10 protein-coding genes are annotated in these 15,769 nt (G+C 37.8%); 2 read left to right on the top strand and 8 right to left on the bottom strand.

What is annotated here, in order from left to right; genetic code table 11:
* Positions 1-186 precede the first annotated feature (186 nt).
* On the top strand, positions 187-3,828 hold the full coding sequence (locus H6F47_RS05490) for an NB-ARC domain-containing protein (RefSeq protein WP_190647973.1): 3,642 nt from the start codon (positions 187-189) through the stop codon (positions 3,826-3,828).
* 162 nt (positions 3,829-3,990) lie between these two features.
* A complete protein-coding gene (locus tag H6F47_RS05495) occupies positions 3,991-5,763 on the top strand; it encodes a serine hydrolase domain-containing protein (protein ID WP_190647975.1) in 1,773 nt (590 codons plus the stop codon).
* A 533-nt stretch (positions 5,764-6,296) separates the two neighbouring features.
* Here H6F47_RS05495 and H6F47_RS05500 read toward each other — a convergent pair.
* From H6F47_RS05500 to H6F47_RS05535, 8 genes are all read right to left on the bottom strand, one after another.
* A complete protein-coding gene (locus H6F47_RS05500; protein WP_190647976.1) occupies positions 6,297-7,157 on the bottom strand; it encodes a type II CAAX endopeptidase family protein in 861 nt (286 codons plus the stop codon).
* A gap of 213 nt (positions 7,158-7,370) precedes the next feature.
* Positions 7,371-8,198 carry a cupin-like domain-containing protein gene (locus H6F47_RS05505; protein ID WP_206755135.1) on the bottom strand — a complete coding sequence of 276 codons (828 nt, stop codon included), beginning with the start codon at positions 8,196-8,198 and terminating at the stop codon, positions 7,371-7,373.
* A 6-nt stretch (positions 8,199-8,204) separates the two neighbouring features.
* Complete coding sequence (locus H6F47_RS05510) at positions 8,205-8,618, bottom strand: cobalamin-dependent protein (protein ID WP_190647980.1); 414 nt, start codon at positions 8,616-8,618, stop codon at positions 8,205-8,207.
* 39 nt (positions 8,619-8,657) lie between these two features.
* Positions 8,658-9,896 carry a tryptophan 7-halogenase gene (locus tag H6F47_RS05515; RefSeq protein ID WP_190647982.1) on the bottom strand — a complete coding sequence of 413 codons (1,239 nt, stop codon included), beginning with the start codon at positions 9,894-9,896 and terminating at the stop codon, positions 8,658-8,660.
* 398 nt (positions 9,897-10,294) lie between these two features.
* On the bottom strand, positions 10,295-11,782 hold the full coding sequence (locus tag H6F47_RS05520; RefSeq protein WP_190647984.1) for a radical SAM family RiPP maturation amino acid epimerase: 1,488 nt from the start codon (positions 11,780-11,782) through the stop codon (positions 10,295-10,297).
* Positions 11,783-11,819: 37 nt separating this feature from the next.
* Positions 11,820-13,271: a radical SAM family RiPP maturation amino acid epimerase gene (locus tag H6F47_RS05525; RefSeq protein WP_190647986.1), complete on the bottom strand. Its 1,452-nt coding sequence runs from the start codon at positions 13,269-13,271 to the stop codon at positions 11,820-11,822.
* A gap of 358 nt (positions 13,272-13,629) precedes the next feature.
* Positions 13,630-13,971: an NHLP leader peptide family RiPP precursor gene (locus H6F47_RS05530; protein ID WP_190647988.1), complete on the bottom strand. Its 342-nt coding sequence runs from the start codon at positions 13,969-13,971 to the stop codon at positions 13,630-13,632.
* 239 nt (positions 13,972-14,210) lie between these two features.
* Positions 14,211-15,410: an IS4 family transposase gene (locus H6F47_RS05535; protein ID WP_190647990.1), complete on the bottom strand. Its 1,200-nt coding sequence runs from the start codon at positions 15,408-15,410 to the stop codon at positions 14,211-14,213.
* Positions 15,411-15,769 lie beyond the last annotated feature (359 nt).

The following is a 15,769-nucleotide window of genomic DNA, read 5'->3' on the forward strand; positions in this document are numbered from 1 at the left end:
AACCCTTGGAGTTTTTCTTTCTAAAGATAAAAAACATCACTTAGTTTGTGTTTTTATTTATGGTAAAATAGTATAAATGTTTATTTATCATTATTCAATGAGATTGAACTACCGTAAGCTTAAATGCCTTGGGATCAAAAATACTCCTAATTAGTTTAATTAAATTGTAACGTAAATTTATAAATTATGGATATTCAACAAGCCTTGGTCTTTGTTGATACTTTGATTTTTAAGAAAACAGGTAAGCATCTCACCGATGTGCAACGACTACTTCTGTCTTCATCTTTATCAGATCGGCAGCTACGTTACCATGATATCGCCAAAAGCTACGGTTATTCGGTAAATTATCTCAAGCAAGATATTGGACCTAAGTTATGGCGGTTGCTTTCGGAAGTGTTTGGTGAAAAGGTGAGTAAAACCAATTTTCGCTCCGCCTTAGAAAGAAAATGGTATCAATCAGATAACACTGTAATTGAACGTAATTTACCTCTCCAAACCTTTACATATAAGGTGAAACCAACGGAAGATTTATTATTGACAAATGGGATTCACACCCGTATCAGTGAAACGAAAACATACCAAGACTGGGGAGACGCACCTGATGTCACGGTTTTCTACGATCGCACTCAGGAATTGGATGCACTAAAAAAATGGATAGTTAATGATGGTTGTCGTTTAGTAGTCTTGCTGGGAATGGGAGGAATAGGTAAAACCCATCTCAGCGTCAAGTTAGGACAAGAAATTCATAGTCATTTTGAATATTTGATTTGGCGATCGCTAGTTTCGGCACCTTCTTTACAACAATTAATACTAAATATACTAAAATCTTTAACTCAAGGAAAAGACAACAATTTACCCATCAGACTTGAGGAGCAAATTTCCACCCTCATGCAAGTTCTGAAAACCAAACGCTGTTTATTAATCTTGGATAATGCTGAGACAATTTTGCAAAGTGGTGTTTTAAGCGGTCAATATCAAACAGGTTACGAATATTATAGAAGCTTTTTTCAAGCTTTAGGACAACGTCAGCATAACAGTTGTGTAATCTTAACTACGCGAGAAAAACCCCAAGAAATTAGCTTAATGCAAGGAGACACCCTACCTGTACGCTGTCTAAAATTAGCAGGATTAAGTTTGGCAGCAGGACAGCAACTCTTACAATTAAAAGGATGTTTTTTAGAATCGGATGTATCCTGGCAGAAGGTTATTAAACAATATAGTGCTAATCCTTTAGCCTTGAAAATAATTTCGGTAATTGCCAAGGATTTATATGATGGGAATATTTCGGAGTTGCTCAGAAGTAAATCTTTAGTAATAGGGGAGATTAATGAGGTTATAGAGGAACAATTTAATCGATTACCTCTTGGTGAAAAAAACTTTCTATACTGGTTAACTATACAAGAAGACCAAGATCAAGTCAATTTGAAACTTGACATTCCAGGAATTTCACCGCAAAATATCATTGCAAGTATTCGCTCGCTGTTGCATCGTTCTCTCTTGGAGAAGAAAAACAGAAAATTATTTTTACAACCAGTTGTGAGGGAATATATACAAAACCAAATAATTGAGATAATTATAGAAGAAATACAGAGCGAAAAAATAGAATTATTAAATCAATATCCTTTACTTAAATCCTCAGCCAAAGAGTATATTAAGCAACGTCACATACAGGTATTTATTCAACCTTTGTCAGAGAGGTTGTTAAGCTTATATAAAAATCTCAAGAACCTGGAAGTGAAATTGCAAAAAATTCTGGTCAATCTGCGTGATAACGCTACTTTAGAACCTGGATATGCGGCTGGAAATATAATTAATATTTTATGTCACTTGCAAATTGAACTCACTGGCTATGACTTGTCTGAGCTAACTGTTTGGTCTAGTTGTTTACAAACAACTAATTTACAAAATGTTAACTTTAGTCATACTGATCTGAGTCAATCGGTATTCGCCAAACAGTTAACCAGCGTTTTATCTTTGGCTTTCAGTCCCAATGGTAAATTACTGGCTACAGGAGATGTAAATGGGGAAATTCACTTATGGCAAATTGATAATGGTCAGGTAGTTTTTAGCTGCAAAGGACACGCCGGTTGGGTACATTCTATTAGTTTTAGTCCCGATGGAACAACACTCTGTAGCGCCAGTAGCGATCACACTGTGAAATTGTGGGACGTGTTTGATGGTAGTTGTCTGTCAACCTTAACAGGTCATCATCAGCGAGTGCGTGCAGTTGTCTTTAGTCCTGATGGTAGGATGATTGCCAGTGGTAGCAGTGATGGCACAATCAGGCTGTGGGATACGAACACTCGTCAATGTTTTCAGGTAATTGTAGGCCATGAAAGTTTTATTTGGTCTGTTGCTTTCTCCCCCGATGGTAGGATGATCGCCAGTGGTAGTGAAGATAAGAGTGTTAAACTCTGGGATGTGGACACAGGGGAATGTCGGCAAACACTACTAGGACATAATCGGTGGGTGCGATCGCTGGCTTTTAGTCCCGATGGTAAGCGGTTAGTAACTGGTAGTGGCGATCGCAGCCTAAAAATTTGGGAAACTACCACTGGTAAATGTGTAAGAACATTGACAGGACATACTCAAAGAGTGCGATCGGTAGCCTTTAGTCCTGATGGTCAGCTAGTAGCCAGTGCTAGTGGTGACCACACAGTCAGATTGTGGAGTCTTGCTGATGGAAAATGCTTGAAAAATCTCCACGGTCATAATAGTCTTCTGACCTCCGTAGTTTTTAGTCCTGATGGTGAAATCCTAGCCACTGCTGGGGAAGATCGTTCTGTAAGACTATGGGAAGTTAGTACAGGTAGCTGCATTGATATTTGGCAAGGTTATGGTAGTTGGATTCAATCGGTGGCCTTTAGTCCTGATGGTAAAATCCTCGCCTGTGGTAGTGAAGATAAAACCGTCCGATTGTGGAACCTGCAAACAAATGAATCTTTAAAAACTCCACCTGATACAATGGTTTTACAAGGACATCAAGGGTGGGTGTGTTCTGTAGCTTTTAGTCCTGATGGCAAATATCTAGCTAGTGGTAGCAGCGACTATACTATAAAGCTGTGGGATATCCATACCGGTCAATGTCTCAACACCTTGCAAGGACATAGCCGCTGGATTCGTTCAGTAGCCTTTAGTCCCAATGGACTAACCCTAGCCAGTTGTAGTGGCGACTACACCATTAAATTATGGGATATGATTACCGGAAACTGCCTAACAACTTTCCAGGGACATCAAGGTTGGTTGTGGTCTGTTGAATTTAGTCCTGATGGAGTAATCCTAGCCAGTGGTTCTGAAGATAAAACTATTAAACTATGGGATATTACCACGGGTAACTGTATAAATACCCTAGTAGGACATACTAGCTGGGTACAAGGAATTTCTTTTAGCCCCGATGGTAAGTTTTTAGCAAGTGCAAGTTGCGATTGTACGATCCGTTTGTGGGATGTGGCTACAGGAGAATGTCTCAAAATATTACTAGGACATACCAGTTGGGTGCAGTCAGTAGCATTTAGTCATGATGGCAAGATTTTAGCGAGTGGTAGTTGCGACCAAACCGTAAAGCTGTGGAATCTGAATACTGGTAAATGTGAGCAAACAATATTAGCCCATCAAAGTTGGGTGTGGTCAGTGGCTTTTAGTCCCGATGGTAAGATTTTAGCCAGTGGGGGACAAGATGAAACTATGCGACTGTGGGACATTCACACGGGACAATGTTTACAGATATTGAGAACAAAACGACCCTATGAAGGGATGTGTATCCAAGGCGCAACTGGTTTAACGGATGTGCAAAGAGAGACGTTAAAATATTTAGGGGCTGTCGATTAGATTAAAACATTTTTAGGGACTTCCAAAAAATAAATTATCCAAATAAACGAACCACAGAGACGCAGGAGACACAGAGTTCTGATACTTTGAGATATTTTTTACATTAGGTGATTGAGTGTTTTTTTGGGAAGTCCCTTATCAGTTTCCACTCACAAAAAAATTATGTTTTTTTATCAAGATTTAGAATCTTTCGTTAACAAATATTTTAGTGAGCAAATGCTTCAGCTAAATATTCCTGGTGCTGTTTTTGTTTTGGTAAAAGATGGTAAATTACTATTGAGCAAAGGTTATGGATTTGCTAATTTAGATAAAAAAATTGTAGTTACTCCAGAGCGTACACTTTTTAGACTTGGTTCGATTTCAAAGCTGTTGACAGCTACAGCAATTATGCAACTTGCTGAAGTTGGAAAACTGAATTTATTCGAGGACATCAATACCTATTTAAAAGAATTTCAAATCCCCGCTAAATATTCACAACCAATTACTGTAGCTAATCTCCTCACACATACAGCTGGCTTTGAAGAACATAGCATTGGTCTGGAAACTTTAAATCCATCTGAGTTAATTCCACTTGGTAAATACTTTGCCAATCGGATACCTCCTCGCGTTATGCCTCCAGGAAAAACTATTAGCTATTCTAATCATGGTATGGGACTAGCAGGATATTTGGTAGAAGTAGTTGCTGGTATGCCTTTTGAGCAATATGTTCAGGAAAATATTTTCCAACCACTGGAAATGTACCATAGTAGTTTTGAAATTCCTGCTCATCTAGCTGATGATTTAGCTGTGGGCTACGAATATGAGTCCGATAATTACCAGGCCGTACCTTTTAGTTATATCAAAATTCCACCAGGCGGTTCTCTCAATGCAACAGTAACTGATATATCTCATTTTATCATGGCTCACTTGCAGAATGGTTGCTATAAAAACCGACAGATTCTGTATCAAACAACTGCCTTAGAGATGCATCAACAGCAATTCACTAATGATCCTCGTTTACCTGGTTTTACCTATGGATTTTACGAAGATTATAAAAATAACCAACGAGTTATTCAACATGGAGGAACTGTTAGAGGTTTTGCCAGTCTATTATTCTTATTGCCAGAACAGGATTTAGGGTTTTTTATTGCTGTTAACAGTTTAGAATTCAAGTTTGTTGCGGATTTTGCTAACCAATTTCTAGACAAGTATTATCCTGTACCAAAATCCTGTTTTGTCCCTCAACGTTTGCCGAATTGTGAACAGCGGTTACAAGATTTTATAGGTTATTATCGCAATCAGGGCAATTCCCAATTTACTATCCAGAAAATATCTACATTATTCTCCCAAATTCGAGTTGCAGCAAATGAAGATAGTTTACTTATTCCAGGTTTTTCACAAGATGAAGAATCTCATCAATGGGTGGAAGTTGAACCCCTATTATTTCAACGTATTGATGATGATAGGTTGTTAGCCTGTAGAAAGGATGATCAAGGAAGCATCACTTATTTATTTATGGGAATTAGCACTTTTGAGAAGCTGCATTGGTATGAATCTAGTCCGTTTCATTTTGTTATTTTAGCTTTTTGTGTGTTAATTTTTCTAGGAAGTTGTATAATTTTTCTAGGTTTAGGAATGGTCAATATTTCACAATCTCCAGACCTGTTATCTTTAGCGATCGCATCTTTAAATTTAATTTTTATTATTAGTTTTGTTTTAGCTTCTTCTCATCCTAATGGATTGACTTACGGTGTCCCCACTATAATAATTATTTTGCTGACTATTCCCATTATAACAGCAGCTTTAACTTTAGGCTTAATCATGTTTACGCTACTAGGTTGGAACAGTCAAAATTGGACATTATGGCAGCGACTTGATTATTCTTTAATGAGTATAGCAAGTATTACCTTTACTTTTTGGTTGCGTTACTGGAATTTATTGGGATTTAAATTTTGATGGAGTTGTTATTGAGGGTTTGCTGAAAAAGTCTTGTCGTGGAGACAGGGAACTCTTAACAGTTTCAAGAGTTTGATGGGAGCGATTTTTCCTTTGTGTACAAATTAAATGCAAGGTTTTTGAGTTCCCAACTCGTAAAGTCTTGCACTTTTTTAACTTCCAGCAGGCTAAGACCCTTTACTTGTAATATTTTCACATTTATTCAGCAAGCCCTATTTAGGACTTGCTGAGAAAGTCTTTCCATGAGGGGATAGGAGTCAGGAGTCAGGAGGAAGTTTGAAAATTCCTTTTCCATCTCTCGAAATACCAAAAAATGCACACTTTTTCACGTATACCCTTCAAAACCCTTGCACTTTTTTCCTATTTATCAGCCTCAAACTTTTGATTTATCTGCGTTTTGCATTTTTTCAGCAAGCCCTATTTAACAGGACTTACGCACAAAATCTATCATTAGGGCTGGGTGTAGGGGTTTTTTCATCTCATTAACCTATCTTACGAAAACCCTGTTTTTTCATTCTTTTGCGTAAGTCCTATCAATGAAAAGTTAAGTTTTGAATTTTGCCGTTTTTAAAGTCTGAATTGAGTTTTATACCGGCGATAATACCCGCAATCGACCAGAGACTAACTATTAATAAATAAAGCAATATTTTCTCTGGTACTTCTATCCTATCAATTACACTATTTGATAGTAATGTATTAATTGCACCATGTGCTAAGACAGCAGGCCAAATACTTTTACTTCTTAATGTCAACCAGGCGAAAATTAAAGAAAATCCAATTGTTGTTAATGGCATAAATATCAATGCCCCCAAAATAGGATATTCAGGAAAGTTATAACCCATTAAAATTATCGGTAAATGCCAGTATCCCCAAACTAATCCTAAAATCACAATCCCAGGAATCAAGCCAAAAACTTGAATCATTTTATTTTGTAAATAGCCTCTCCAACCTAGCTCTTCACCGATAGTAAATATACCAGTTAAACAAGCAGTAACAGTAAAGTTTAATGAAAATAAAGGAATAAAAACACCAAGGGAAACTGGGTTTTTATCTAAAAAACTCACATTATAGTCTTGCATGGAGAAAACCTTTTGTTCTCCTCCTAGCAGTTGGATAAAAACTAATAATAAAATTGTAATAATCAGAGGAATTACTAAACTATACAGCCACAATAAGGGTCGTCTAATTTTTAATCCTAAATTAGACCATCTTTCTTGAAAAAAACTAGTAAAAATTATAGCAATTACTCCAGGAAAATACATTAAGATTAAAGCTAGGTTGGTAAATTTCTCTGAAGTAACATCTGGAGCGACAACGGCGATGAATACTTGGTATAAATAAGAAAGACTCAGAGTAATAACTAAATATAAGAGGATTTTATTTTTTTCAGACATACCAATATTCCGAATGGATAATTTTGTGATGTTTTATTTTTATACATTCATATACTATAGGAATCCTATTTGATTTTTGAACGGAACTCTGTACATACTAAAAGCCTTCTTTCCTGTTCCCTGTTCCCTGTTCCCTGTTCCCTGTTCCCTGCCTCCACGAAAAATATGGCTTACGCCACGCTACGCGAACATGAATCAAATTGGATCACTATATCAAATTATGTGTGGGTGGATGTTTAAAAATTTTAGAGATAGGAAATTGACTATTTCTTTTAAAGTCATTCGCCACCAGAAATTTACAGCAATATTAGTACCAATTCCCACAGGAGAATGCCACCAACCACTAGGAAGAAAAAGTATCTCTCCTGGGTTAGTAATAACTTCTAAGGGGGTAATTTCGCTAAATTTAGGAAATTTTTGCAAATCTGGTTGATTGATATTTACCTGACTACACCAAAAAAATTTGGTATACCAAGGATGAGGGTATAAGCAAGAAGATTGTTCAGGAGGAAATATGAACCAGTGTTTTTTTCCAAGAATTTGGGCATTCAAATTGTGAAAGAAATCGTAGTGTAAATTTACCCGATTATTTCCCTGTCCGATCCAAAGATTCTGAGATGTGAGTAAATGGGAGTCGAAATAATTGGGAATTGTGATGTCGGCTAAGATTTCGGAGAAATAGGTGGGAATGTCTAAAGAACCCACAAAATATTTAGTCTTGTTTTTTTTCTGAAAAATAATATCCCAAGCATTCTGCTGTTCGTTGGCTAAAATCCAATCTAAGAAAATAGCTAGTTTAATTTGTTTATGTGCTTGATAATTATCAAAGTAATCGTTGCGGGATACACGACAAGGGACAGCTTTATCACCAATATTGGTTTTTAAGTAATTAATTGTCCAAGCAGATAATGCCCGCCAGTCTTCTATTGCGCCGGTAATCACGCAAGGTTTTTGGGGGGATAAAAAATGTTGTTCAAACTCTTCTCTTGTGGGTTTGTGAATTCGCGCGATCGCAACACTACTCAAAGGCATTGCATTCATTTATTGCTAAACTTTAACTTGAAAAATCTGTAAACTACTCTGCACTTTTTGTTGAGGCTGTGATTGTTTGCGGTGATCTTGGAGATAACTGCGAACATTAACGCTTCCACCTGGGTAGTCTTTGGAGTCTGGTATTGGTAGCTCTCGCCCGTGGGTCAAAATTTGCTGACATAATGCCGAAAACAATTCGTCCCCTTCCCCAGAGCAGATAAAATCTACCCAGTCAAAGGCTTGGTGAAGTGTCAGCCCCATTTCACCCTCACAGTTAGCACCGCCCATAATGGTAGCGATCGCCGGGTTTAATTCCCGGATGCGCCGCAGTAAAGCTAAAGATGCACAGTTTTGTTGAAATGTCGAACTGCAACTAACAATGCGAGGATTTAATTCTAAAACTGCTCTCGCCACCCGATCAATAATCATATTAGGAATGGGGGATAGGGAATGGAGACTCTTGACAAATTAAGCAGCAAAATAACCAATACCATTGCCAATTTCATAGAAACTCGCGGGTGTAATTCCTGAAAAACTGCTGCGGGGGTTATCAAAATACATCCAATAGTTAAAATTAGAGCCAGCTTTTAAAAATTTATTAAATTCACTGATTACATAAGGATTATCTATTTTCGCCAACTCTTGCTCAAAATTTGATTTTGCAAACCGCCAAAACTCTGTGTCAAAAGGAGAACCGCCAACATAGTGCCATCCTACAAACAACACGATTTTTAAAATTGTATTTGACAAAAATTTATTAAATGCTTGAATTTTATTAATTTCAAATGCGCCTCTGGGTTGACCATTTAGTGCTGCTAATTCTTGCAGAGGATACAGAGAAGCATAAGTAATTTGAGCATGGATAACACCCAGCGCAGTTGCTTCTAATGGTTCAATAAACGAAGCAGTATTGCCAATTTTAAACAATGCGCCATCAAAGAAATCTTTACAAGCAAAGTTGGGAAAATTCAGATGTTTGTCTTCTCCCATTGTTTTTACATCTTCTGATTGCAGAAAATCTTGGAAATCTGCCTCTATCTCACTAACTGAATTAATTTGATTATTGTAAATGTAGCCGTAGGAAGTATGGGTAGTTAGAGGAATCACAAAAATCCAACCATGAGGTCTGGCGATAGAGCGCGTTGCTTGATTATAATCGACAATTGGTCCTCGCCGAATCAAGGCTGCATTTGTAGGAATTAAAGACCATTTAGCTTGTTTCTCATCAAAGGTTTTAGGAAAGCCACGACCATCAAATGCAAAGTCAACCTCTAGGTGACTATGATCAGCAAATTCAATCTTAACTTTTACTCCATTACTTTCTACATTAATAACTTTTTGATCTATCCGTGTTGAAATGATATATTCCTGCAATAGTTCGACTAACTTAGCAGAGGATATATGATATCCATAGGACGATTTTGGTGGATAAAAGTTATGCATGAACTCCTTATTTTTTGTCCCCCAATTTTCAAATTTGATGCCATATTTACGGGTAACGTTGCATTTTTCCTGTAATTCTGAAAATCCCAGACCTGTAATATCTTCTATCCAGGCTGGAAAATGTGCCTGAGTTCCTTCACCTACGCCAATTGTGGGTATGGCTGAATCATAAATGTGATATATTTCAAAATTTGGGAAATGTTTTGTGATATGAGCAGCAGCCATGTAGCCCGCAGTTCCTCCACCAATAATCGCAAGTTTCATAAATAGGTCTCCTTTTTTTCTAGTTAGTTATGCTGCTAATTTTTCTTGTTGATAGATTTCAGGTAATCTAACAAGATCAGCAAAAAATGCTTCGTTGTGTTCTTCAAAGAGAATAACTGGAATTTCTGCCATGATGTTTAACCCTCCTCTAATTACAAATAAAAACTAATTGTTAGGCTTTTCTAATTAGGGTTTGCTGAAAAAATGCAAAACGCAGATAAATCAAAAGTTTGAGGCTGATAAATAGGAAAAAAGTGCAAGGGTTTTGAAGGGTATAGGTGAAAAAGTGTGCATTTTTGGGGATTTCGAGAGATGGAAAAGGAATTTTCAAACTTCCTCCTGACTCCTGACTCCTGACTCCTATCCCCTCATGGAAAGACTTTCTCAGCAAGTCCTAATTATTCCTCTGGTTGCTCGTCTAAAATTCCTTGTGCAAACATTAAATTGAGTGCTTTGAGGGTAGTGGGGGTAGAAGTACCACAAATATTCAATAAAGAAGTAATCTGTGATACGGTTTTATCATCCTTGAGAATGAGTTGGCCTAGTTGTTTGAGATAAGGATCATTGCGAAACTTCAAGGTGAAAAATCGCGTGGAGACATGAAAACCATCCTCAAATTCTTCATATTTAAGGTCGCTGCGAAAACCCACGCGATCGCCTGAACGCAGAGATAGAGGCATATAAGTCTCAATCGCTTTGTCTAGAAATGTTTTTAATTCATCAATGGTGGTAAATGTGGCTTTATCATGGACTTGATAGCCATTGGGAAAGCGATCGCTTGCCGGACAAGGACTAACTAATTTGACGCTGCGATGCACCATATTAAACAGAAATCCACTCACACAAGCATTAGTTCCCGGCAAAGATTCATCAACGACTTGCTCTTTTTTCGTTGCTTGGCGTTGGTTGTACTCACGCATCCTTCCAGCACTGGCTTTTTCAATACCCGCCTCTTGATTTTGAATCACTAACCCAACAAAGGCTAATTCTTCTGGGGTGAATGCCTCATGGAGTTTGTCGAGAATTTTCAGAGACAGAATTGAGAACCGGTTTAATCTGTTCCCTTTCTCTAAAGCCAGTTTGAGTAACGATTTTGTCCGGTTAATATTTTTTAGAGGTTGGGCTGTGGTAGTTTGGGGAAATACACCCAAAATTTCGTGATAATCACACAAAAACTTTTCATAGTCAGGGTTATCCAGGGGATCTGTTGCCCAATAACAAAAGCCATCTGCTGCGGCTGTTCCTAGTTTCTCTTGCAACAATTCCAACACGTTCCGCCACAATTGCGCGTTTTCTGGAGTGTAGAAGAAAATGTCTTCAAGAGTAGGGGCTGAAACACTACAGAACCAGCAACCAACAGAACATCCTTGACTCAATTCAAAACTAACTGGGAAATGTCCAATGTCTTCCGAGAGCCATTGGGGAACTTGACTAGATAGACGATTTATTTGGCGCGATCGCCAAGCTGTATAATGGCGATTATGACTGCCAGTAATTAAATGAGAATTATTGCCCTCGTCGGATGCTTGGGCAAAATCACGACAGCGTTCTACAAGTAAAGGCAGTTGTCCGGCTGCTTGTAATTGTTCAAGCAACTGCGGTTCCCACAAAGGTTTGATTTCTTCGGGATCAACGTCTAAATGGTAGCGAGCGACTGCTTGCTTTGGGTTATTGATAACTTGTTCTCTGAATTGAGGATCAGCTTCCCATCTTTGCATAAAGCGTTTAGCATGGGTAATTCTATGAAATTCTTGGGCAAATTCTTGATCAGATAAGTCTTTGATCCAGTGGGTTTCGGCTGCAATCTGACTGGATAGCAACTGTCTAATCTGTGCTAGACTAACCAAGCCTAGTTGTTGGATATGGGGAGGCGCAATTGTTGACATATAACTTCCTCAAAGATTCGTAATTTTCATCGGTCAGTTAAGTAATTGGCTCGTCATCAAAAACACCTTGACTGAACATGAGGTTGATAGATTTGCGGATTTGTCCTGAAGGAATACCCCAGATATTAAATAGATGTAATATTTCAGCGACGGTTTTATTTCCCGGTAGTATAATTTCTCCTAGCTGTTTCATGTGGTCAGCATGGCGAAATTTATGTTTAAAAAATCTGGTGGACAGTTGAAATCCGTCTGATAAACTTTCATATTGTAGATCAGGACGGAAACGCAGATTATCGCTATCTTTAACTTCTATTTGCATATGCTTATCAACCGCAGCCTCCATGAATAGACCCAGATCCCTAGGGTTGCTAAAGTTTCCCTGTTCGTAAATTTGATACCCTAGTGGCCAGCGATCGCTGGCATTGCAAGGACTGATCAATTTCACACTCCGATCAACCATATTAATCAGAAATCCCGTCACACAAGCTGTAGTTCCTGAGTGATCATCATTTATAGTTTTATCCTCTTTTTCTGCTTGACGTTGCGCTCGTTCTCTAGCTTTTCCAGAGATAGATTTAGGTAAGCCAGATTCGGGATTTTGCAGCACTAGGCCGACAAATGCCAACTCTTCTGGTGTAAACTCTGCGTGCAGTCTTTCTAGGAGTTTCAGGGAAATGATCGAGAAGCGGTTGAGCAGACAACCCTTTTCTAAAGACAGTTTCAACAGCGATCGCGTGCGTTCAGGATCTTTGAGAGGTTGAGCCGTAGTCGTTTGCGGAAATACACCCAATATCGCGTGAAAATCGCTTAAAAACTTTTCATAATCGGGATTATCAAGGGGGTCAGTAGCACAATAACAAAAACCCGCTCCGGCTGCTTCTCCCAAGGTTTGTTTCATCAATACCAAAATTTCTTGCCATAGTTGGGCATTTTCTGCGGTGTAGAAAAAAATATCACCCAAACTAGGAGCAGCAACACCACAAAACCAACAACCAACAGAACATCCCTTGTTCAGTTCAAACGATACAGGAAAATGTTGGGTTTCATCCTGGAATACTTGACTTTTACAGCGAGCTACTTGCCGTTTTCGCCATGCTCGATAACGAAGATTGCTACTCGATCCTGCTAAATTAATTATAGATTGCGCCCACTGGGATTGAATATTATTAAAATCTTGGTATCCCTGCGGTGGTTTTGCTGACCTTGGGTTCCACAAAAACTCAACTTCATCGGCACGAACATCTAAGTTAAAAGCTTTGACAGTTTCATCAAAGTTGCTCAAAATCTTTTCTCTAAAACTGAGATCACCTTGTCCCTTTTCAATAAAACGTTTGATTTGAGTAATTTTGAGAATTTCTTGCGTTAACTCTTGATCAGAAAGGTTTTTGAGCCAATGGGATTCGCTGTCCCCTTGTTCTAAAAGACAGCGAATTTGACTAATATCAATTTCTATTCTTTTTGGCTTAGTTAATGCTGAAATTTTATTCATAAGTTCTAAGTTATTTTCAAACTTTTTATAAATTGGAAAAGACCTAGTGAACTGGAAATTTATATTTATCTCAGTCCACTGGTGAAAAAGTTAAACACTTTTCAGTACCTGAGAAAAAATTAGCAGGTTTGAGATGAGGATTGATTCTAGTCTCTTAGTTAAAGCAGACAGATGTTTAAGACCAAGCCATCAACTGACTAAGTTTAGAAACAATCACCCAGCCGCCACCTGCTACTGCTTTTAATGCTTCATCAGAAAGTTCCCCTCCTGCTTCTATCTTTCTGGGTAAGAGCAGGTAAATAGTGTTGGGTCATTCCGCAAGCTTGATTATAGTCTTCTACTCAAAGCAAAAAGCTCGTTAATTCCAAGCTACAACCCAATGGCGTTTAGAACCAATAGCCCACCTACGACCGCCTGCTACTGCTTCTAAAGCTTCGTCAGAAAGTTCACCTTCTGCGCCTACTTCTTCGGTTTTTCTGGGTAAAACCATGTAAATGGTGTTTGGCAGTTCTTCAACTACTTGAATTTTGAAGGAATCGGGAATATTTGTTCCCAATTCTTGCTCGTAAATTGTCTTAGGGTCTGCTAGTAATTGTTGTCTAAATGCTTCATCTTCGTAAGCTTTAATTACCAATTGATTTTCAAACTCTGAGCGTTTGCTTAATGCTTCTAAAGCTTCTTGTTTTTCTTGGGCTTCCATATTCTTTCTCCTAAATCATCTGAAATTTACCACTGTGTCTAATATTAGCGATTTTACTGTCATTGTCAATTTTAATTAATCATGATCTTAACTTTCCATAACTTTCCATAACTTTCCATAACTGTTTCCTCGTTAATAAGATAATTAATAAGGTCTACCCCCTTGTAATGTTCTGAATTTATTTCTTCAGAAATTGTAATTTTTTGTGAAGCATTTCTGCTTAACGGGTGACAAGGTGGCTAAACAGCTTGTTTCATAAGGGATAGAGCCTGAAAGCCACGTTGAAAAAAGAGGCGTTTATGCGGCTTGAGAGCGATTAAGTTCAGAGCTAAATCAGCCCATAATTCCATGCCATAAATCCATAATTGTCCGTAGAGAGCAAAGCCAAAATCACTCTGACGTGGGTACTTATCCTGGTGTTGTTGAATACGTCCGGCATAAATCTCTATACCTAATTTTTTCATCCGCTGACCGTACATAGTGGCCAAACTATAAGCAATAATAATCAATAAGACTAAAGCTAAAAAACGAGTTTCATTCACTTTAGTGTCCTCTAAATTATAGCCACCTGTTTTACAATCTTTAAAGAACTGTTCAATTCCCCATCGGCATCTATAAAGACATAAAGTTTGTTTCAGAGTTGGCAGATTTGTTAAAATATACCAAGGTTCTTTTGGTTTTTTTTGACGATATTTTCTCTTCCAATAAACAGCAATATTAAATAAGCCTAATTCATCCCCTTTACCACATTTAACTCCCTCATAAAACTTCGACATTCCTGGCTTAAATCCTTGGTTTTTAAGCACTTGATATTCTTGTCCTGGGTTTTCCTGAAAATGAAGGTCTTTCTTCTGACGTAGAGCAAAGCACACTCCTTGCTCATCAAGCCATTTAGCAAGTTTTGGACTATGAAATTCTCTATCTGCTAACACCACAATTCGACATTTTTTTAACAACTTTATTGCCGTTTTTATTAATCTTTTTTGGGTTTGTAAATTACTATTTCCGACATGATTTAATGTTTCCCAATATAGTGGTAAGGCATGAGTACCCCATACCAATGTCACCATAAATATGTTTCGCCCCTTCCACTGTGTTCTATCCAGTTCTACCATCCAATAACCATATTTTTGATATTGTTTTTTATGAAAATAACGCCGCTGTTCTCGATTCAGTTGCTTTGGTGTTAACGATTGTCTAATCCAATATTTTATCAACGGAAACCATAATAATTTTACGCAGAGTTTCCCTATTGCTAAAAATCTTTGTAGATTGCGTTTCCTGCTTTCATATTGAATTGGTTGGGGAAATAAACTTGCCAATTTTGACGGTTTTACTTGGCGATGAGCTTGTATCAATAACAACAATATCTCTAGTGTCAGATACTGCTGTTCACTTAAATGCTTTCGGAAAATTGTTTGATATGATTGTGGTAACATTTTGTTGTTTTGGGGGCTTCCTTGCCCCTATTTTTTTCCCTCCTTATTTTCTCAAATTATTGCCACATCTCATCTTCAGCCCCCTTGTCACCCGTTAAGGCATTTCTGCAACTTTGAGACTTACTTGGGGCTGGCTAAATAAATCAGGACTTACGTACAAAATCTATTATTAGGGCTGGGTGTAGGGTGTAGGGGTTTTTTCATCTCATTAACCTATCTTACGAAAACCCTGTTTTTTCGTTCTTTTGCGTAAGTCCTATAAATATTAAACCTAGATAAATCAAAGGTTTGAGGCTGATAAATAGGTGCAAAAATTTTCAAGTGTATACCATTAAAATTGTGTATTTTAGGGGTAATAA

The sequence above is a fragment of the Sphaerospermopsis sp. FACHB-1094 genome (genome assembly GCF_014696195.1).
Taxonomy (GTDB): domain Bacteria; phylum Cyanobacteriota; class Cyanobacteriia; order Cyanobacteriales; family Nostocaceae; genus Sphaerospermopsis; species Sphaerospermopsis kisseleviana.